21 protein-coding genes are annotated in these 19,283 nt (G+C 51.3%); 20 read left to right on the top strand and 1 reads right to left on the bottom strand.

Annotation, left to right across the window (positions count from 1 at the left end):
- Positions 1-32 precede the first annotated feature (32 nt).
- From VF724_RS01730 to ilvE, 20 genes are all read left to right on the top strand, one after another.
- Positions 33-1,064 (top strand): rod shape-determining protein, encoded by a 1,032-nt coding sequence (locus VF724_RS01730; RefSeq protein ID WP_371752491.1) that lies wholly within the window; start codon positions 33-35, stop codon positions 1,062-1,064.
- A gap of 48 nt (positions 1,065-1,112) precedes the next feature.
- A complete protein-coding gene (mreC, locus tag VF724_RS01725) occupies positions 1,113-1,994 on the top strand; it encodes a rod shape-determining protein MreC (protein ID WP_371752490.1) in 882 nt (293 codons plus the stop codon).
- 8 nt (positions 1,995-2,002) lie between these two features.
- Positions 2,003-2,539, top strand: coding sequence for a rod shape-determining protein MreD (gene mreD, locus VF724_RS01720; RefSeq protein ID WP_371752489.1), 537 nt, complete (start codon positions 2,003-2,005; stop codon positions 2,537-2,539).
- A gap of 65 nt (positions 2,540-2,604) precedes the next feature.
- A complete protein-coding gene (locus VF724_RS01715; protein WP_371752662.1) occupies positions 2,605-3,264 on the top strand; it encodes a septum site-determining protein MinC in 660 nt (219 codons plus the stop codon).
- Positions 3,265-3,269: 5 nt separating this feature from the next.
- Positions 3,270-4,064, top strand: a complete 795-nt coding sequence (minD, locus tag VF724_RS01710; RefSeq protein ID WP_371752488.1) for a septum site-determining protein MinD — start codon at positions 3,270-3,272, stop codon at positions 4,062-4,064.
- A 7-nt stretch (positions 4,065-4,071) separates the two neighbouring features.
- Positions 4,072-5,223 carry an FtsW/RodA/SpoVE family cell cycle protein gene (locus VF724_RS01705; RefSeq protein ID WP_371752487.1) on the top strand — a complete coding sequence of 384 codons (1,152 nt, stop codon included), beginning with the start codon at positions 4,072-4,074 and terminating at the stop codon, positions 5,221-5,223.
- Between the two features lie 259 nt (positions 5,224-5,482).
- On the top strand, positions 5,483-6,367 hold the full coding sequence (locus VF724_RS01700; protein ID WP_371752486.1) for a peptidoglycan DD-metalloendopeptidase family protein: 885 nt from the start codon (positions 5,483-5,485) through the stop codon (positions 6,365-6,367).
- Positions 6,360-7,235: a M50 family metallopeptidase gene (locus VF724_RS01695; RefSeq protein ID WP_371752485.1), complete on the top strand. Its 876-nt coding sequence runs from the start codon at positions 6,360-6,362 to the stop codon at positions 7,233-7,235. The genes VF724_RS01700 and VF724_RS01695 overlap by 8 nt, the downstream gene beginning before the upstream one ends.
- Positions 7,236-7,466: 231 nt before the next feature.
- Positions 7,467-8,717, top strand: a complete 1,251-nt coding sequence (locus tag VF724_RS01690) for an Rne/Rng family ribonuclease (protein WP_371752484.1) — start codon at positions 7,467-7,469, stop codon at positions 8,715-8,717.
- Positions 8,718-8,875: 158 nt separating this feature from the next.
- Complete coding sequence (rplU, locus tag VF724_RS01685) at positions 8,876-9,187, top strand: 50S ribosomal protein L21 (RefSeq protein WP_371752483.1); 312 nt, start codon at positions 8,876-8,878, stop codon at positions 9,185-9,187.
- A gap of 17 nt (positions 9,188-9,204) precedes the next feature.
- A complete protein-coding gene (locus VF724_RS01680; RefSeq protein ID WP_371752482.1) occupies positions 9,205-9,534 on the top strand; it encodes a ribosomal-processing cysteine protease Prp in 330 nt (109 codons plus the stop codon).
- Positions 9,535-9,552: 18 nt separating this feature from the next.
- The gene (rpmA, locus tag VF724_RS01675; protein WP_371752481.1) at positions 9,553-9,864 is read left to right on the top strand and encodes a 50S ribosomal protein L27; all 312 of its coding nucleotides are present in this window, start codon (positions 9,553-9,555) and stop codon (positions 9,862-9,864) included.
- A 145-nt stretch (positions 9,865-10,009) separates the two neighbouring features.
- Positions 10,010-10,756 carry a Spo0B domain-containing protein gene (locus VF724_RS01670; protein WP_371752480.1) on the top strand — a complete coding sequence of 249 codons (747 nt, stop codon included), beginning with the start codon at positions 10,010-10,012 and terminating at the stop codon, positions 10,754-10,756.
- A gap of 12 nt (positions 10,757-10,768) precedes the next feature.
- Positions 10,769-12,070: a GTPase ObgE gene (gene obgE, locus VF724_RS01665; protein ID WP_371752479.1), complete on the top strand. Its 1,302-nt coding sequence runs from the start codon at positions 10,769-10,771 to the stop codon at positions 12,068-12,070.
- 157 nt (positions 12,071-12,227) lie between these two features.
- Positions 12,228-12,701, top strand: coding sequence for a transcriptional regulator ThrR (thrR, locus tag VF724_RS01660; RefSeq protein ID WP_371752661.1), 474 nt, complete (start codon positions 12,228-12,230; stop codon positions 12,699-12,701).
- Between the two features lie 49 nt (positions 12,702-12,750).
- Positions 12,751-14,037 (top strand): homoserine dehydrogenase, encoded by a 1,287-nt coding sequence (locus tag VF724_RS01655; RefSeq protein ID WP_371752478.1) that lies wholly within the window; start codon positions 12,751-12,753, stop codon positions 14,035-14,037.
- Between the two features lie 56 nt (positions 14,038-14,093).
- Entirely contained in the window at positions 14,094-15,161 is a 1,068-nt protein-coding gene (gene thrC / locus VF724_RS01650) for a threonine synthase (RefSeq protein WP_371752477.1), read from the top strand.
- On the top strand, positions 15,161-16,129 hold the full coding sequence (gene thrB / locus VF724_RS01645; protein WP_371752476.1) for a homoserine kinase: 969 nt from the start codon (positions 15,161-15,163) through the stop codon (positions 16,127-16,129). Before thrC ends, thrB begins: the two co-directional genes overlap by 1 nt.
- On the top strand, positions 16,126-17,004 hold the full coding sequence (gene pheA, locus VF724_RS01640) for a prephenate dehydratase (RefSeq protein ID WP_371752475.1): 879 nt from the start codon (positions 16,126-16,128) through the stop codon (positions 17,002-17,004). The genes thrB and pheA overlap by 4 nt, the downstream gene beginning before the upstream one ends.
- Positions 17,005-17,011: 7 nt before the next feature.
- Positions 17,012-17,890, top strand: coding sequence for a branched-chain-amino-acid transaminase (ilvE, locus tag VF724_RS01635; protein ID WP_371752474.1), 879 nt, complete (start codon positions 17,012-17,014; stop codon positions 17,888-17,890).
- A gap of 281 nt (positions 17,891-18,171) precedes the next feature.
- Here ilvE and VF724_RS01630 read toward each other — a convergent pair whose 3' ends face one another.
- Positions 18,172-18,777 (bottom strand): TetR/AcrR family transcriptional regulator, encoded by a 606-nt coding sequence (locus VF724_RS01630; RefSeq protein ID WP_371752473.1) that lies wholly within the window; start codon positions 18,775-18,777, stop codon positions 18,172-18,174.
- Positions 18,778-19,283: the final 506 nt, after the last annotated feature.

Genomic DNA, 19,283 nt, shown 5'->3' with positions numbered 1-19,283 from the left:
AGCGATTGCCGGATAGGAAGGGAGAAATGAATGTGTTTGGTAGTTTCACGAAAGATCTCGGCATAGATTTGGGTACAGCCAATACCCTTGTATATGTAAAAGGAAAAGGAATTGTCGTCAGGGAGCCTTCCGTCGTTGCTCTGCGCACGGATACAAAAACCATAGAGGCGGTCGGGGACGCGGCCAAAAAAATGATCGGAAGGACGCCCGGCAACATTGTAGCGATCCGTCCGATGAAGGACGGCGTGATTGCCGATTTTGAAACGACGGCGACGATGATCAAATATTTTATCAGGGAAGCGCAGCCGAAGACATTCTTTCCGCGGCACCCCAATGTGATGGTTTGTGTTCCGTCGGGAATTACTGCGGTTGAGCAGCGGGCGGTTGAGGATGCGACCCGCCAGGCGGGCGCCAAGGAGGCCTACACGATTGAAGAGCCCTTTGCCGCTGCCATCGGGGCGGATTTGCCGGTATGGGAGCCGACGGGAAGCATGGTGGTGGATATCGGCGGGGGAACTGCCGAAGTGGCGGTCATATCTTTGGGCGGCATTGTCACAAGCCGATCCGTGCGTATTGCCGGGGATGAAATGGATGAGGCGATCATCCAGTATATCAAGCGTTCTTATAATTTGATGATCGGCGAACGGACCGCCGAGCAGCTGAAAATCGAAATCGGCTCGGCGATTCATTCCGGCGCGCCGGAATCCATGGAAATCCGGGGCAGGGATCTCGTCAGCGGTCTGCCGAAAACCCTTGCGATTACATCCGAAGAAATAACCGAAGCGTTGACCGATACGATTTACAGCATTGTGGATGCGGTCAAGGTGACTTTGGAGAGATGTCCGCCGGAATTGGCCGCAGATATTATGGACAGGGGAATCGTGCTGACCGGAGGCGGAGCGCTGCTGAAAAACCTGGACAAACTGTTGTCGAAAGAAACCGGGATGCCTGTGGTTGTGGCTGAAAATCCGCTTGATTGCGTGGCGATCGGCACCGGACGAGCATTGGAAAACATTCATTTGTTCAAGTCGAAGTCCGGGCCTTCCTCCCGGTCCAAGCGGTGAGTGAACCATCTGAAGATTCCGGCATGGGACGTATACTTTGGCAAGTAGGTGTATGCTTTGTTTAAATTCATGGGGAGCAAAAGGCTGTTTGTCCTCCTGATCGGTGTAATACTTGCTGTTGCGCTGATGGGACTGACGTTGGGGAAAAGAGAAAAGATGACGTGGCTGGAAATGTTCGCAAGCGACACCGTTTCATTCGCTCAAAGCCTGTTTTACAAGCCCGCTGGCTATATAGCGGGCTTCTTTGGGGACATCGGAAATTTGCGCGACATCTATGAAGAAAATAAAGTGCTGAAGAAAAGGTTGATGGATTACGCCAAGGACACCGCCAGGCTGAATGCTCTTGAAAAGCAGAACCGGGAGCTGCTCGATGCGCTCAGCTTTACGGAGAAGCAAAAGCAGGAGAATCACTATGTTTGGCATGTGGCCGAAGCGGTTGCGGTGAGCCCCGATCCCGTTTACAACACGACCATCCGGATTAATTTGGGGTCCAAGGACGGCATCAGGGAAAACATGGCGGTGGCGACTGTGGACGGCTTGATCGGCCGGATTGACAGGGTGGCGCCCTTCTATTCAACCGTACAGCTGATTTCCGACATTCTATACAAGGACGTCGATTTCAAAATCGACACGAGCAAAGCGATCGCCGCAACGGTCAAAGGGAAGGATTCCTTCGGGATGATTGAAAGCTATGATAACGAGTCGGGATATTTGATCATGGATAAAATTCCCGAGTCCGACCAGATTGCCGCGGGCGATACGATCATAACTTCCGGTTTGGGCGGAGTGTTTCCGGCCGGAGTCGTGATCGGAACGGTCGTTTCCAAGCGTGAAGGGGATTTTGGAATCGCTTATAAAGCCTATATCAAACCGGCGGCCCGGTTTAAACCGGGGCAGGCGATTTTTGTAATAGAAAAGCCGCAACCATGAGGTGAACGATGCGTTATCCACAAACCCTATTGATTTTACTGTTATTCTTTTTGGTTGAAGGTTCGTTGTTCCCTTGGCTGCTTCCCTCCGGATGGTCGGGCAAAGCGGAGATTTCTCCGCATTTCGTGCTGATCGGCATCATTTATATCGCGATTTACAGGAATCGTCATGCGGCGCTTGTGTACGGTCTGTTGTTCGGATTTCTGCAGGATCTCATTTATTACGGGCATATGCTGGGTGTGCATTCCTTTAGTATGGGGTTGCTCGGCTATCTCGTCGGCTTAAGCTTTGCTAGAAAGCGCTCATCGCTGTTACTCACCTTGAGTTTTACGGCGTTGGCGGAATTGGCCTATGGCATCATGCTCTATGGAATCTACCGATTTTTCAATGTAACGGATTTGCCGTTAACCTGGATTTTGCTGAAGAACATTTTTCCCAGCCTGTTGTTGAATCTGCTTTTCGGCCTGATTATCTATGTGCCGGCCCGCCAATTTCTTGAAGGATCGCTTCGCATGAAGCAGGATGAGGAAATGAGTGTCGGATAATTTTCCGAGCCGGAAGGAAATTGAACAATCAAACAAGAATTTGTATAGGTTGGAGAATGGAGTGTATATCCTTGGCCAAACATCATGTGACGATCAAGGGCGTGAAGGACGGCTTGATCTTTCTGCTCAATGACGCTTGCGAATTTTCCGATCTGCTGACAGAACTGAAGCATAAGCTGGAAAATACACATCAGCAAATTTTGACCGGTCCGACGATCCCCGTCCATGTCAAGCTGGGAAACCGATCCGTATCGGAAGCCGACAAGGACTGCATTCGCGGGATCATCGCCCGCCGAGGCAATTTGGACATTCAATCCATTGAATCATCGTATAAGCCGGAAAATTCGGAAAGACCCCGATACCGAATTGAACAGGGGATCATCCGATCGGGGCAAACCCTTCATGCGGATGGAAATATTTTATACTTGGGCGATGTGAATCCCGGAGGTACGATTACAAGTACGGGAGACATCTATGTCATGGGCTCCCTTCGGGGGATGGCTCATGCCGGCATTGACGGAAATGAAGACGCCGTTATTGCGGCCTCGCATTTGCGGCCGATCCAGCTGCGAATCGCCCATGTGATCAGCAGGCCCCCTGACGAGTGGGGAATCGGTGAATCCTTCATGGAATTTGCTTATTTGCGGGAGCACAAAATGGAAATCGATAAAATCATCCATCTTCATCGGCTGCGTCCGGCAGCGTGGATGGAAAAGGGAGAGTGAGTCGCATGGGCGAGGCAATCGTGGTGACCTCCGGCAAAGGAGGAGTGGGCAAGACGACGACCACCGCTAATATCGGAACCGCTTTGGCATTGTTGGGAAAAAAGGTATGCATGATTGATACCGATCTGGGTCTTCGCAACCTGGATGTGGTCATGGGACTGGAAAACAGAATCATTTACGATCTTGTCGATGTGGTGGAGGGCAGATGCCGCTTGCAGCAAGCGTTGATCAAAGATAAAAGATTCGATGAGCTTTATTTGCTGCCGGCTGCCCAAACCAAGGACAAGCATGCGGTTTCTCCGGACGACATGAAAACCATTGTCCAACAGCTGAAGCAGGATTATGATTATATTCTGATCGACTGCCCCGCAGGTATTGAACAGGGCTTCAGGAATGCGGTTGCCGGAGCGGACCGGGCGATTGTCGTCACTACCCCGGAAAATGCGGCGGTGCGCGATGCGGACCGCATTATCGGGCTGTTGGAATCGGAAAAAATAAATGGGCCGAAACTGATTATTAACCGGATTCGCGTGAACATGATGAAAAAGGGAGATATGCTGGACATCGATGAAGTCTGTTCCATTCTGGCTATCGATCTGCTGGGCATCGTGCCTGATGACGAATACGTAATCAAGGCGGCCAACTCGGGAGAGCCGACGGTGATGAATCCATCCTCCAAGGCGGCCATCGCCTACCGAAACATGGCCAGAAGAATTCTGGGGGACACCGTGCCGCTTATTCAACTCGAATCCAAAACCGGAATGTTCACTAGGATGAAGAAGTTTTTCGGAATGGGATGATCCGTTCATGCTGGACAAAATAAAAAGAATAGATTGGACGATATTTGCCATTTTGGCCGTGTTTATGATTTTCAGCTCGGTGCTCATATACAGTGCGACGATGGACTCCATTTACTATGGCTCCGATTTGCATATCAAAGCGCTGCTGAATTTTGCTCTCGGATTTCTCGTGCTGATCGGCGCCTCCATAATGGACTACAGACTGCTGCTTAAGTTTTCCGGTTATCTTTACGTCATCGGCATTGTGCTGTTGGTTGCCGTTTATTTTTTTGGCGAAGAAGTCAATGGAGCGCGCAGCTGGTTTAAGCTCCCGTTAGGTTTCAATTTTCAGCCGGCTGAACTGGAAAAGCTGATTCTGATTGTCAGCATTGCCGGATTCATTGCCAGAAGGAAAGGGGAACCGCTGGAATTTTTCAGGGATGTGGTGCCCATCGCGGGCATTGTTTTTCTTCCGTTTGCCCTTGTGCTGATTCAGCCCGATTTGGGAAACGCGATTATCTACATTGTGATTTTGCTGGGAATGCTTTGGATCGGCAATATCAAATATTCCTATGTGCTGATCGGAACCGCTTTGTTTGCTGGATTTTTGGCATTGTTCCTTTATTCGTTCGTCACGTATCACGATCAGATCCAACACTTTCTGGAAAAACGGGGAAGCGGCCACTGGGTGGAGCGCATCGATACGTTTCTCTATCCGGATAAGGCATCGAGCGATGCCATTTATCAGGTCAAAAAAGCCAAAATCGCCATTGGATCGGGGGAATTGAACGGAGAAGGGTTCTTGCGCGGGAATTCCGTTCACAGCGGCTTTATTCCGCTGCCTTTTTCGGATTCGATTTTTGTGGTGATCGGTGAAGAATTCGGATTCATCGGCTCGTCCCTTCTGCTGATCTTGTATTTCCTGTTGATTTATCGGATGATATTGATTTCTATTCAAAATGGCAATCTGAGCGGGTCGATCATTATACTCGGAGCCGTTTCGATGTTCGTCTTCCAGATTTTCGAGAATATCGGCATGCTGATCGGAATTATGCCGCTGACTGGCATTACGCTCCCGTTTGTCAGCTATGGAGGAACCTCCGTATTGATCAATATGCTGTCCTTGGGCATAGTGATGAGCATCAGGGTGCATCAGGATGAGCTGTCCTTATTCGAATAAGCTGTTGCGACAATGGACCGTTTCTACCGGTATCTTTTTTTTCATCCTTACTTTTGTAATGATATCATCCCCAATAAAATGGGGGTTTTTTATTTGTTCTTTTATCTGCTAAATATTCTATCACGTATATAAACCCGGAGAGTTTACGTGGTGCCTTTAAGCATGGGTTTAGTTTTCATAATTCGGTGAGACAAGTCATACATATGGTATTGAAACCGGACCGGCTGAAAACACCGGATAAAATAAAGGGGATGGACTGATGAAAACGAAAAGGGAGATCCGTCAGAGAAGGCAGGAGCGCATTAAGGAACTTACAGACAAGCGGGAAAAGCAATACCATCGCTCCGAGCCGCCACGGGAAGCGTTTGAGCGCAACCAGGCAGAAGCGTATCGCCCTCCGTACGACAAGCGGCTGGAGGACCCGGAGTACGTATGGAAAATGAAACGCAGCAGCTTCGGATGGGATAATGATCCTTATGATTTCGAACATCAGGGCGGCGATGACAGATGGCGGGAATGGACAACCCGGCCGACGAAAAAACAATTCAAGGGAAAAATTCTGTTCAGCATCCTGGTCTTCGGTTTGGTCTGGGGGATGTTTCAGCTTCATTCGCCGTGGGCGCTGAAAGGGCAGGAATGGGTTCGGAAAGCGATGACCGAGGATTACCAGTTTGCGAAAGCGGCTGCATGGTACCGTCAAGTCTTCGGAGATACCCCCGTCATTCTTCCCGCGTTCGGCAAAGATAAAAATAAAGACAAGCAGGCAGTATCGGGGCAAGCGGATGAACCGTGGGTCCGGCCTGCTCAGGGACGCGTCATTACATCCTTTGCCGCAACGGGACAAGGCATTTTTCTCCATGCTGACCCTGCGTCTCCCGTAAAAGCCTTGTTGACGGGAAGAGTGGTTCAGGTCACGCGTACTGCCGAGAACGGCATTCTTGTCGTGATTCAACATGCAGGCGGTTACGAATCGGTATACGGATTGCTGGGATCCAGCCCGCTGGGCAAAAATGATTGGGTGAAAGGGGGCAGCCTGATCGGTAATACGGGAGACCAGCAGGATCCGGGGAAAGCCAATTTGTATTTTGCCGTAAGAAAAAACAGTCAATACCTCAATCCGACGGATGTGATGTCGTTTGATTAAACTGCTGGGCACAACGTACCGCTTGCACCCTCTTTTTCTCATGGTGATGGCCGTCTCCCTGCTGACGGGCTATTTCGTGGAGCTGGTTACGCTGTTCGGCATCGTGGTGATTCACGAATGGGGCCACGTGGCGGCGGCCAGAAGCTTCGGATGGAAGGTGCGGGAGATTCAGCTCCTGCCGTTTGGCGGGGTTGCCGTCATGGATGATCAGGGACAGGGCTCGGCATGGCAGGAAATCGTCGTCTATCTGGCCGGTCCGATGCAGAATGCGCTGATGATCGGGCTGTCTTTGCTGCTGCAGCAAACGGCCGTTTGGGATCAGCAATGGGGGAATTATTTTCTCGAATCCAACCTGATCATCGGCTTGTTCAATCTGAGTCCGATCCTTCCCTTGGACGGCGGGAAAATCATGCAGTCTCTGATGAGTCTCTGGCTGAATTATTATTCGGCATTGATGTTCAGCATATGGACGAGTCTTATCTCAAGTGCGGTCGTGATTGCCTATGCTCTTGCCGGATGGCACTCGGCGGGAATCCGGTTGAACCTGCTGGTCATCGGCTGTTTTTTGCTGTATTCCAATTGGTTTGATTATCGGAATCTTCCGTACTTGTTCCTGCGTTTTCTGGTCAAGCGCGAATTTTGGCTGTCGAGAACGATCGGCAAGGGAGCGGAGGCGCGGCCGATTGTCGTGAACGGCGGCAACACGGTATCCCATATTTTGCGAAGATTTCACAGAAATAAAGTGCATATCATATATGTACTGAACGATAAAGGGGCGATCCAGGGAATTCTTCCGGAGCACCGGGTCATTTCCGGTTTTTTGTCGGATCACAAACCGGGAAGTGCAGTGTCCGAGCTTTTCATGTAAAATGAAGAAAAGGCCGGAAGTCTGGTCCGACAGAGACAAAAGGCGCGAATATTTATTCCATTTCTATTCATTGTTGCTTTCAGCTGCGCACGGAAAGTGCCTCCAAGCTCCGTTTGAGTTAAGTCGCTTATACGGCATCTTTCTATACTCCGCTTCCGCATCAATGAGTGTTTTGGAAATAAATATTGTCCAAATAGTCGGACAAGACTCCCAGGGCAGGAGTGTGTAACGGTGAAACAAATCGTGGTTCATGGCGGGCAGGGTTTGACGAAGATCGCTTTGTTGGAGGACCGCCAGCTTGTGGAGTTTTATATTGAACGGCCCGAGGACAAGCAGTTGGTCGGAAATATTTACAAAGGTAAAGTGGTCAATGTATTGCCCGGCATGCAGGCGGCTTTCGTGGATATCGGCAGCGGCAGAAACGCCTTTTTGTATGTGGATGATCTGCTTCCCGCTCACCTGGAAAAACAGCCGAAGGTCAAGCCGGGAATTGCCAAGCTGGTCAAGGAGGGCCAGGAGCTGATGGTTCAGGTGACGAAAGAACCGGTCGCTTCCAAAGGCGCCAAGGTCACCACACATTTTTCACTGGCGGGCAGGTGGGCCGTTTACATGCCGGAGGCCGATTATGTCGGCGTTTCCCGCAAAATTATGGATGAGGAAGAACGCAACCGTCTGAAGACTATCGGCGAACAGCTGCGGAAATCCGGTGAAGGCATCATACTGCGGACAGTGGCGGCAGGCGAATCCCGAGAATCGCTGAGTGCCGATTTGCATGAACTGCGCCGTTTATGGCAAAGTATTGTGGAAGGTTTTGACGGGGCTGCCTCTCCATGCTGCCTTTATAAGGAACCCGACATGATTCAACGGCTGGTAAGGGATATTTTTACCGATCAAGTGGATGAACTGATTGTCGACGATGCGGAGAAAGGCCGCGAGATCATCGAGCTGCTGGAGAAAATTTCGTCCGAATCGGCGGCTAAAGTCCGTATTTATTCGGAGCAGGCTCCCATTTTTCAAAAGTACGGCGTATATGAAGAGCTGGAGAAATCCCTGAAGCCGAAAATCTGGTTGAAAAGCGGCGGATTTATCTATGTGGATCAAACTGAAGCGCTGACCGTGATCGATGTGAACACCGGGAAGTTTACGGGTTCGGTGGATTTGGAGCAGACAGTGCTGCAGACGAATTTGGAAGCGGCCGAACAAATTTCCAGGCTGCTTCGGCTGAGGGATATCGGCGGTATTATTATTGTCGATTTCATCGATATGAATTCGGAACGCCATCGGGACATGATCGTGGAAAGAATGGAGTCTTTCATCCGCTTGGACCGGACCAAAACGCTGGTTGTCGGATGGACGAAGCTGGGGTTGTTGGAGATTACCCGAAAAAAAGTGCGCAGTCAGATGGAAAGCTTCTTTTTTGAAACCTGCTCTGCTTGCGGAGGCTTGGGAAAAGTTTTTAAGGAATCCCAATTAAGAGAATAAGTAAATACCAATTGCTTTGTAGGCGCGACTGTGATAGAATGTTCTAGTGTGTTGCGTTTAACCGCTCGATATGGGTTTACAAGCATGCCGCTGCCGGCGTTCGGTTCCGGGATCACCCTACATTCGGCGAGTCTTATATTGAGGGAGGTGCAACAACCATGTACGCAATTATTGAAACTGGCGGAAAACAATACAAGGTTCGGGAAGGCGACGTTCTCTACATCGAGAAGCTTTCCGAAGAAGAGGGACAAAGCGTTACGTTTGACCGTGTGCTTGCCGTTTCCAAACCGGACGGCTTTGTAGCCGGAACGCCGTTGGTAGCCGGAGCAACCGTTTCCGCAAAGGTGGAAAAGCACGGGCGCGGCCAAAAATTGATCGTTTTTAAATACAAGGCCAAAAAGAACTACCGTCGTAAACAAGGCCATCGTCAGCCTTATACCAAAGTCGTCATCGACAAAATTCAGGCGTAAGAGGATTGGATGCAAGCATGATCCGCGTTAAAATCGACAGGCAAAGTCATGACCGTACGATTCGTTCGTTTTCCGTCAGCGGGCATGCAGATTTCGCTGAGCCGGGCAAAGATATCGTCTGTGCCGGCGTTTCGGCGGTTACTGTGGGAACCGTCAATGCTGTGGAGGCTGTGCTTGGCATTTCATTGGAGAATACGATGGACAAAGGTCTGTTGAAGGTGACCGTGCCTGATCACCTTGATGCGGAGAAACGGGAGAAAATGCAGCTTTTGCTTGAATCGATGATCGTCATGTTGGAGTCGATTAAAGAATCGTACGGCAAATATATTGAAATCAAATCGAATTGAAAAGGAGGTAGACCAGTCATGTTGAAACTGGATCTTCAGTTATTCGCTTCGAAAAAAGGGGTTGGATCCACGAAAAACGGACGCGACAGCATTGCCAAGCGTCTTGGCGTGAAGCGTGCCGACGGACAAGTGGTGAAAGCCGGCAATATTTTGGTTCGTCAGCGGGGCACCAAGATTCATCCCGGTTTGAACGTAGGGATCGGTTCCGATGATACCCTGTTCGCCAAAGTCGAAGGTGTTGTAAGGTTTGAACGCTGGGGTCGCGACCGCAAAAAAGTGAGCGTCTACCCGGTCAATACTACGGAAGTTGCCGTGGCAGCCGAAGCCTAATGCCCGGAATTCCACCCCGGCGATTCCGATCGTCGGGGTTTTTGTGTTTTTTTTATGCGCAACAAGCTGTTCCCGGCCATTCCATCTGTGATATACTGGAAACAATTCCGATACGGAACGTTGAAGAAATGGGGAAGATGGAGTAATGGGCAAATGGAAGTGGATACAAGTATTATCTGGGGTGATAATACTTGTTTCTTTGTTTTTGTTGATTTACATATCGGATCAAAGGCTCGTCCTGTTTGGATTTGCGCTGTGGATGCTCGCACTGTTCGCAATTTGGATATGGATAGATCGGCGCATTCAACGCCGGAAGCTAAAGGATGCGCAGGATGAAGGGCATCAAGCGCTCATCCGCGCGCTTACCTATTACCGGCACGACTGGATGAACGACTTGCAGGTTCTTTTCGGGTATGTGCAGTTGAAAAAATATGAACAGCTGGTTTCATGCATTGACAACATCCGGGAAAAAATCAATTCGGAAAGCGCCATCAATCGTCTGGGCATCCCTTCCCTGACCGCCGAACTCGTGGAGTTCAACGCGGCAAGCCGGGATTTGGAGCTGCGGCTGGTGATGGGCAACGAAGTGAACCTTTCGAGTCTTTCCATTCAGCCGGAACTGATTCATCGATTGGTCATCGACACGGTCCGGGGATTCCAAATTCATTCCGTGCCGGGCGGAGAACCGAACACGTTGAATTTGACGATCGAGCGGATGGAGGATTGCATTAGATTTGATTTTGAATATAACGGAAAGTACCGGAAAAGTGAATTGTCCGCTTACTTGCGGAGCACAATACTGGAAAACAGCCGAATGGCGCAAATCGAATCGGAGAATGAGTTGAGGGAAGAAGAAGCGGATCTTTTATTTCGGATCCCTTTGTTCGCATAGCGGGGTGGAAGCATGTTTGTAGACAAGGCCAAAATTTTTGTCAAGGGCGGCGATGGCGGAGACGGGGCCGTCTCCTTCAGACGGGAAAAATACGTTCCGGAAGGCGGCCCGGCAGGCGGAGACGGCGGCCGCGGAGGCAGCGTCATTCTTCGGGTGGATGAAGGCCTGCGCACGCTGATGGATTTTCGGTATCAGAAGCATTTTAAAGCGAAGCCCGGCGAAAAGGGCAGAAACAAAGCCCAGCATGGGGCGAATGCGGAGCATATGATCGTCAGGGTACCTCCGGGTACGGTCGTGATTGACGACGATACGAAAGAAATCATCGCCGATCTTACCCGGCATGATCAGCAAGTCGTGGTGGCCCGGGGAGGGGAAGGCGGGCGCGGCAACATGCGGTTCGTATCGCCGAGCAATACCGCTCCGGAAATTGCCGAGAATGGCGAGGAAGGCCAGGAACGCTGGGTTGTCCTGGAATTGAAGGTCATGGCCGATGTTGGACTGGTCGGTTTCCCCAGCGTGGGAAAATCGACGCTCTTGTCGGTCGTTTCGTCCGCGCGTCCGAAGATCGGAGCCTACCATTTTACCACGCTGTCGCCCAATTTGGGGGTGGTTGATGTCGGGGACGGGCGCAGCTTCGTCATGGCCGACCTGCCGGGCTTGATCGAAGGCGCTCATGAGGGAACAGGCTTGGGACACGAATTTCTGCGGCATATCGAACGAACGAAAATGATCGTGCACGTCATTGACATGGCCGCAACGGAAGGTCGCGATCCCTTCGAGGACTTCGAAAAAATCAATCGCGAGCTCTTTTTATACAGCGAAAAATTGAGCGAGCGGCCGCAGATCGTCGCCGCCAACAAGATGGATTTGCCCGAAGCGGAAGAAAACTTGGCGCAGTTCAAGGAGAAGCTGGCGGCTAACGGCGGCGATACGGAAATTATTCCAATCTCCGCTGGCTCGAATCAGGGAATTCAGCCGTTGCTCTACCGGATTGCGGATTTGCTCGATGCGATTCCGGACACCCCGGATGTGGAAGAAGTCGAGCAAATTGCCGAGCGCAAAGTGTACCGGCTGGAACATGAAACGGATGAGGAATTTACCGTTCGCCGGGAAAATGACATTTATTACGTGGAAAGTCCGGGAATTGAAAAATTTATCAAACGGACGAACTTTTCTTCCCAGCAAAGCGCGCTCAGATTCGCCAGGATCATGCGCAAAATGGGCGTGGATGAGGCGTTGAGGCAGAAGGGGGCCAAGGACGGAAATCTTGTCCGCATCGGCGATTTTGAATTCGAATTTGTGGAACATGAATAAGGGCTCGCGGGCCTGCTCTTGAATTCTCGTCGGGAGCAGGCTGTTTTGTGTTTGCGGCGGTTGACTCCAGCGGAAATTGCCTATTGCCACGGCAGCCGGAATCCATTATAATGTCCACTGTAAGGAAACAACAGTCTATTACGGAGGGACTGAGGTGATCGTGATCGATCGGTACAACGTTCCCAAGGACTTGCAGGATGAGCGCTTTTATATGGTGCGCGAAAGCATTTTGCCCGAGGCTCTGCTGAAGACGGTGCAGACCAAGGAGCTTCTGCGGCAGGGAGAAGTGAAGACGGTTAATGAAGCGGTTGAGAAGGTAGGGTTGAGCCGAAGCGCCTTTTATAAGTACAAAGACGGCATTTTCCCGCTTAATCAATTGGAGCGTGAACGAATTGTCACGATTTCGATGGATCTCCTGCACCGTTCCGGCATTTTATCGGGAGTGCTTTCGATGATCGCGGCGCATGAAGGCAACGTGCTGACCATTCATCAGACGATTCCGCTTCAGGGAATGGCCAATGTGGTGATTACTGTGGATACCTCGATGATGGGAGACCGTTTGCCCAAGCTGATGGAGGCGCTCAAAAAACAGGACGGGGTCAGGCGCGCGGCAGTGATTGGACAAGGCTAGCCTGACACATAAAGATAAAAGCGCATAATAGAGGAGGAGAGAGAAGGACATGAAACCGATTAAGGTGGGTTTAATGGGATTGGGCACAGTCGGAACGGGCGTCGTCCGGATCGTTGAAGGACATCAGGAGGATTTGCAGCGGCAGGTGGGATGTCCCATTCTCATTGAAAAAATATTGGTGCAAAATCTCGGAAAATCGAGAAGCGTCACGATTGCCGAAGAGAAATTGACGGAGAATCCTTGGGAGATCATCGAACATCCGGAAATCGACGTGGTGGTCGAAGTCATGGGAGGCATCGAGCCGGCCAAAACGTACATTCTTGCCGCCCTTGAAAGAGGCAAGCACATTGTTACCGCGAATAAGGATTTGATGGCGATCCATGGTCCGGAAATTTTGGCCAAGGCTGCGGAAAAAAGCTGCGACGTGCTGTATGAAGCCAGCGTTGCCGGCGGCGTGCCGATTCTCCGCACATTGGTTGAAGGATTTTCCTCGGACCGCATTACTAAAATCATGGGCATTGTGAACGGCACGACGAATTACATTTTGTCCAAAATGAGCCGCGAGGGCGCTTCCTATGACGAAGTGCTGAAAGAGGCCCAGCAGCTTGGATATGCGGAAGCCGATCCAACCTCCGATGTCGGGGGGTTTGACGCCGCTTATAAAATGACGATTCTCGCCCGTCTCGGGTTTCATGTCAACGTATCCTTCAAAGATGTGCAGGTGAAAGGCATCACTGAAGTGACCAAAGAGGATATCGGCTACTCCAACGCATTGGGCTATGAAATGAAATTGCTGGGAATCGCGGAAAGCCAGGACGGCTATATCAGCTTGAGCGTGGAACCGACGATGGTTCGAAAAACGCACCCGCTCGCTTCCGTCAACGGTGTGTTCAATGCGATCTATGTCTACGGGGAGGCCGTGGGCGAAACGATGTTCTACGGCCCCGGAGCGGGAGAAATGCCAACCGCGACTTCGGTTGTCGCCGATATCGTCGCCGTCGTCAAAAATCTGAAGCTTGGAGTAAACGGACGCAGGTCCACTATGGCCAGCAAAGAAATCAGGCTTAAAAGCGAGGAACAGATTGCTTCAAAATATTTTATTCTGCTTCATGTCGAGGATCATGCGGGCGTGCTAGCGCAAATTACCCAAGTATTCGCCAAGTATGAAGTCAGCCTGGAGTCCGTGATCCAACAGCCGAATCCGCACAATCCAAAAGCGGAGCTGGTAATCATCACCCACAGCGCCAGCAAATCCAGCATGAATCAGGTGCTGCGGCACTTCGAGCAAATCGGCGTTGTAGATAAAGTCAAAAGCGTATACCGCGTGGAAGGCTGACGGGAGATACGCTGCGTTTGTTGTTTCAAAAACTTCATTTTAAAAGGAGTATTGACATGAGATATCCAGGATTGCTGCAAACGTACAAAGAGTTTTTGCCCATCAACGACAATACCCCGATGCTTACGCTGCATGAAGGGAACACTCCGCTGATCCGCGCGGACCGGCTGTCGGAACTGCTCGATTTGGACATCCACCTGAAATTTGAAGGGATGAATCCGACCGGCTCGTTCAAGGACAGAGGGATGGTCATGGCGGTGGCTAAAGCGATGGAGGAGGGCAGCTCGACCGTCATGTGCGCTTCCACCGGCAATACGTCAGCCGCAGCGGCCGCCTATTCCGCCAGAGCCAATTTGAACTGCATCGTGCTGATTCCGGACAAAAATATTGCGCTGGGCAAATTGGCGCAGGCGATTATCTACGGCGCCAAAGTCATCGCGATCGAGGGCAATTTCGACAGAGCGCTGGAAATCGTCCGCGAAATCACCGCCAAGCACCCGATTACGCTGGTCAATTCGGTCAATCCGTTCCGCATTGAAGGTCAGAAAACCGCTGCCTTCGAGGTTGTCGATCAACTCGGCAAAGCACCGGATTATCTGGCGATTCCGGTCGGAAACGCCGGCAACATTTCGGCATACTGGAAAGGCTTTAAGGAATATTACGCCAAAGGCCGATCGAACGCGCTGCCCAAAATGATCGGATTTGAAGCGGAAGGCGCCATGGCAATCGTCAAGGGAGAACCGATTCTGAATCCGGAAACCGTGGCTACGGCTATCCGCATCGGCAATCCGGCAAGCTGGCAAACCGCAGTCGCCGCCTATCAGGAATCCGGAGGTCGGATCAATTTCGTCACAGATGAGGAAATTTTGCACGCGTACCGTACCATTGCCGGTGTCGAAGGCGTATTTGCCGAGCCGGCTTCGGCCGCTTCCGTGGCCGGAGTCATGAAGCTGAAGAATGAAGGGGTATTTGCCGGGGGCGAAACCGTTGTGTGCGTGCTGACCGGACACGGGCTGAAAGACCCGAATATCGCCATCCAGTCGGTGAAGGCGGATCCGGTCGTTGTGAAGGATTCCGAGGATGCGGTGATGGAAGCGATCCGTCGCCTGGAAGGTGAGCATTGATGGGAGAACGCAAGGTCCTTGTGAAGGTGCCGGCGAGCACGGCGAATCTGGGGCCGGGCTTCGATACGCTCGGCATGGCTTTGAATTTGTTTGCCTGGATTGAAATGAGCATGTCCGAGCAAACCCGGATTCATCTGCATGGAGACCAGCTGAAGGGCGTTACGGATACCAAGTCGAATCTGGTTTATCAGGTGGCAAGGGAAGTGTTTACCGCAGCGGGTGAAGCTCCTCCCGAGCTGGAAATCACGATGTACAGCGATATTCCTTTGGCAAGAGGCTTGGGCAGCAGCGCAACGGCGATCATCGGCGGAATGGTTGCGGCCAACGCGCTGATTGGGAACAAATTGTCCAAGGATGAGCTGTTCCAGCTGTCGTCCCGGCTTGAGAAGCATCCCGACAATGTCGGTGCCTCCTTGTTCGGAGGGATCGTGGTGGCTTATTGGGATGGGAACCGGGCAGAATACATCCGGATAGAACCTGACCCGAGGCTGGAAGTGCTTGCGGTGATTCCGGAATTCCATTTGGAAACCGAAAAGGCGCGCGGGGTTTTGCCGAAACAGGTTTCCATGAGCGATGCGGTATTTAACGTGAGCCATTCTTCGCTTTTGGTGGTGGCGCTGAGCACAGGCAACCTGCGTATGATCCGCCATGCGATGCAAGACAAGCTGCATCAGCCTTATCGGTCATCGCTGATCCCGGGAATGGATGCCATTTTGCGGGAGGCAGCGGATTACGGCGCCTTGGGTGTCGCATTGAGCGGAGCGGGACCGACTTTGCTGGCGCTTGTTGAAGCCGGCAGCGGCCATAAGGAGGCTCTGGCTCGTTTTATGTCGGAGACCTTGAACCGCAACGGCATCGCTTCCCGTACGCTATGGCTGAAGCCGTGCCCGGACGGTGCGCAAGTATTGACACAAGGAAGCGAAAATAGTACATTATTCGAAAACATAGAAGGAGAAATCCGGGCATGAAACGGATTGCATATTTGGGACCGGAGGGGACGGTTTCCCATGAATCGGCCGCCTACTTGTTCCCTGAGGATTCTTATGAACTGATACCTTATAAATTCATGTCCGATGTATTTCAGGCTACGGTTGCGGGAGAGACGGAATACAGCGTCATCCCGATCGAAAATACGATTGACGGCTCGGTTAATCCGCATGTTGATTTGCTGGTCCACGAGGTAGACCTGCCGATTCTTGCGGAATGGACATACCCTTCGATCCAGAATCTGATCGGATATTCGCTTGACGGCTCGGCTGGGGACAACGTCCTCGGCCATATCCAGAAGATCGTGTCGATTCCGGTGGCTATTGCACAATGCCACACCTTTTTGAAGAAGCATCTGCCCAATGTCGGATTCGTCCACGTGACCAGCACCGCAGAAGGGGTCAGACTGGTCAAGGAGCAAAATGATCCAACGCTGGCCGGCATCGGCACCTCGCTGGCGGCGCAAACCTACGGATTGGACATTTTGGCGGACAACATTGCCGATCACAACAATAATTTCACCCGTTTTATCCTGGTCGGAACACAACCGCCGAAGCTGAAGCCTTCGGACTCAGCCAAGACCACGATTATCGTCACGCTGCCCGAGGATTATCCGGGGGCGCTCCATCAGGTGCTTTCGGCTTTCGCGTGGAGAAGAATCAACTTGTCGAAGATCGAGTCGAGACCGACGAAGAAAAGACTGGGAAGCTATTTCTTTTACATCGATATCGAAGCTTCCATGGATTCGGTACTGTTGCCTGCGGCCATCTGCGAAATTGAGGCGATCGGCTGCCAGGTTCGTATATTGGGTTCCTACCCCAGTTATTCCTATGAAACAGCTAATTCGGAGGTGTAGTTTCAAGATGGCTCAGTGGATTTATCTAAATGGTGAATTTGTGAGTAAAGATGAGGCCAAAGTTTCCGTCTATGACCACGGATTTCTTTACGGGGATGGAATTTTTGAGGGGATTCGGATATACAATGGGAACATCTTCAAATGCAACGAGCATTTGCAGCGGTTGTACGATTCGGCCAAGTCGATCATGCTCGATATTCCCTTGACCTTGCCGGAAATGCAGGATGTGCTGGTGGAGTCCGTACGCAGGAACGGGCTGCGGGACGGTTATATCCGGCTCGTCGTATCCAGGGGTCCCGGAGATTTGGGTCTGGATCCGAGACGTTCTCCGAAGGCGAGCGTGATTGTGATCGTCGAACAGCTGGCGATTTACCCGGCAGAGGCTTATGTGAACGGATTGAAGATCGTTTCCGTCTCGACCCGGCGCAATATTCCGGACGCCTTGAATCCGAAAATCAAATCGCTGAATTACTTGAACAATATTATGGTTAAAATTCAGGCGAATCTTGCCGGAGTCGGCGAGGCGCTGATGCTGAACGCGCAGGGTTATGTCGCCGAAGGCTCCGGAGACAACATCTTCATCGTGAAAAACGGAGTGCTGACGACACCTCCTTGTTACATTGGCGCACTGGAAGGGATTACCCGCGCCGCGATCATGGAAATATGCGAAAAGATCGGCTACAAGGTAAAAGAGGAACCGTTTACCCTGCATGATGTATATGTGGCTGAAGAAGTATTCCTGACGGGTACGGCCGCCGAAGTCATCGCCGTTCGCGAAGTGGATGCGCGCATCATCGGTGAAGGCAAGGCCGGTCCGATTACGACCCGTTTGTTGAATGAATTCCGCAGCATCGTGGAACTCGACGGCGTGAAGGTTACTTACTGAGCGGACACCCGGGGTCTTTTCCGGTTTTATTGCATCAACATCGACTCATTGCGAATAATCTTCGTGATGAGTTTTTCTTTTGTTGAAAGGATGCCGTTAGGCGTTCAGGCTGTTACAATTTCGAATTCCATTCCCTGGTCTCAAGAGCGACGGAAGAAGATGCCCCCCACTTGACCCGCGAAGTTAAAAGCGAATTGTTCAACCGGCTCGTACAATGCTGTATCTCGTCTACTATGATTGCCTATCCTGAGCTAGTTGGATAATCAAATTTTATTTTTTCGCTACAAGATTTTATGAAAAATACGCAATATCGTCTCAGGCTTGGGCAAAGGGCAATCCGGTTGCTGAACCCGGCTGATCGCCAGGCCTTGTATGAAGGAGAAGTAAGCAACCGCCAACTGTTCCGCGTTCTCCCGGATGATTGTCCCCTCCTCCTGTCCTCGACGAATTATGGGCACAGTGGCAAGCAGAGCGTAAGAAGCCTTGCTTTCACTGTCCAGCAGCCGCTTAACATCTTCCGGAACGGCATCGGAGGTCATCGCTTGGATCATAATCAGAAACAGATACGCGCCTTCGCCCCGGATGCTCTGCAAGATCGTTTCCGTCATCCACTTCAATTGATCAATCGCCTTTCCTGGCTGCTCTCCCGCGTACAGCGCGACCCGGCGCGAGCCTTCGACCGCTCTTCCCACCCATTCGGAGAACATCTCTTCCTTCGATTTGAAATAATGATAGACCAATCCGTTGCTAAGTCCGGCCTCGGCGGCAATATCTCCGATTTTGGCGGCGGCCATTCCCCGCCGGGCAAACACCTTCAGAGCCGCTTGCATGATCTGCTCGCGCCGCTCGTCGCGGATTTGCCTGTTCTGCTCATCCGTTCTCGGCATATGAGGATACCTCCCTCAATAAATTAATGTTTTCTTCGTTTTTCTCGCTTTTACGCATGTTTTCATCTTTGACGCACGAAGCGCTTGAGGATAATATTTGACGAAGAGTGAATATATGGGATCGACCTGTTGGCGGGAATAGAGGTGTTGGTCACCTCGTTTTAAAAGCCGTATGGTCGCATATGGATCTCCACATGTACCCTTGCGGTTTACCCTCCCATATCTCCCTGGGTCGATGCCCTTACATTCCTTCGTTCTACCTCTCAAGGGGTGGAGGCCAGGTTAGCTCCTTAGCGGGGTCGATGCCCTTATGGTGATGATTTCTCCCAGCCTATCCGTGCTTCGTTTGTCAAAGATCAACATGTGTATAAGCGGTGAAACGAAAGTGAGTTACTAAGCTGTGAATGAATTAAGCTGCCGCTTGCAATTGAGCCTCCCGATGGAGGCCGAGCACCTTGCTGCGGTCATAGTTCTTCTGTTTACGGCCTAGTTCAAACAAAACGCGG

This window comes from Ferviditalea candida (assembly GCF_035282765.1).
GTDB classification, from domain to species: Bacteria; Bacillota; Bacilli; order Paenibacillales; family KCTC-25726; genus Ferviditalea; species Ferviditalea candida.
The sequence above is the reverse complement of the archived record's forward strand: the minus strand, read 5'-3'. Positions and strand labels throughout refer to the sequence as shown.

What these genes read in the sequence shown, in the direction of transcription:
- pheA (WP_371752475.1), top strand. Translation starts at nt 16,126, where the DNA reads ATGAAACGGATTGCATATTTGGGACCGGAGGGGACGGTTTCCCATGAA.
- rpmA (WP_371752481.1), top strand. Translation starts at nt 9,553, where the DNA reads ATGTTGAAACTGGATCTTCAGTTATTCGCTTCGAAAAAAGGGGTTGGA.
- minD (WP_371752488.1), top strand. Translation starts at nt 3,270, where the DNA reads ATGGGCGAGGCAATCGTGGTGACCTCCGGCAAAGGAGGAGTGGGCAAG.
- VF724_RS01700 (WP_371752486.1), top strand. Translation starts at nt 5,483, where the DNA reads ATGAAAACGAAAAGGGAGATCCGTCAGAGAAGGCAGGAGCGCATTAAG.
- VF724_RS01655 (WP_371752478.1), top strand. Translation starts at nt 12,751, where the DNA reads ATGAAACCGATTAAGGTGGGTTTAATGGGATTGGGCACAGTCGGAACG.
- VF724_RS01705 (WP_371752487.1), top strand. Translation starts at nt 4,072, where the DNA reads ATGCTGGACAAAATAAAAAGAATAGATTGGACGATATTTGCCATTTTG.
- obgE (WP_371752479.1), top strand. Translation starts at nt 10,769, where the DNA reads ATGTTTGTAGACAAGGCCAAAATTTTTGTCAAGGGCGGCGATGGCGGA.
- ilvE (WP_371752474.1), top strand. Translation starts at nt 17,012, where the DNA reads ATGGCTCAGTGGATTTATCTAAATGGTGAATTTGTGAGTAAAGATGAG.
- VF724_RS01630 (WP_371752473.1), bottom strand. Translation starts at nt 18,777, where the DNA reads ATGCCGAGAACGGATGAGCAGAACAGGCAAATCCGCGACGAGCGGCGC.
- VF724_RS01670 (WP_371752480.1), top strand. Translation starts at nt 10,010, where the DNA reads ATGGGCAAATGGAAGTGGATACAAGTATTATCTGGGGTGATAATACTT.
- mreD (WP_371752489.1), top strand. Translation starts at nt 2,003, where the DNA reads ATGCGTTATCCACAAACCCTATTGATTTTACTGTTATTCTTTTTGGTT.
- rplU (WP_371752483.1), top strand. Translation starts at nt 8,876, where the DNA reads ATGTACGCAATTATTGAAACTGGCGGAAAACAATACAAGGTTCGGGAA.
- thrC (WP_371752477.1), top strand. Translation starts at nt 14,094, where the DNA reads ATGAGATATCCAGGATTGCTGCAAACGTACAAAGAGTTTTTGCCCATC.
- thrB (WP_371752476.1), top strand. Translation starts at nt 15,161, where the DNA reads ATGGGAGAACGCAAGGTCCTTGTGAAGGTGCCGGCGAGCACGGCGAAT.
- VF724_RS01680 (WP_371752482.1), top strand. Translation starts at nt 9,205, where the DNA reads ATGATCCGCGTTAAAATCGACAGGCAAAGTCATGACCGTACGATTCGT.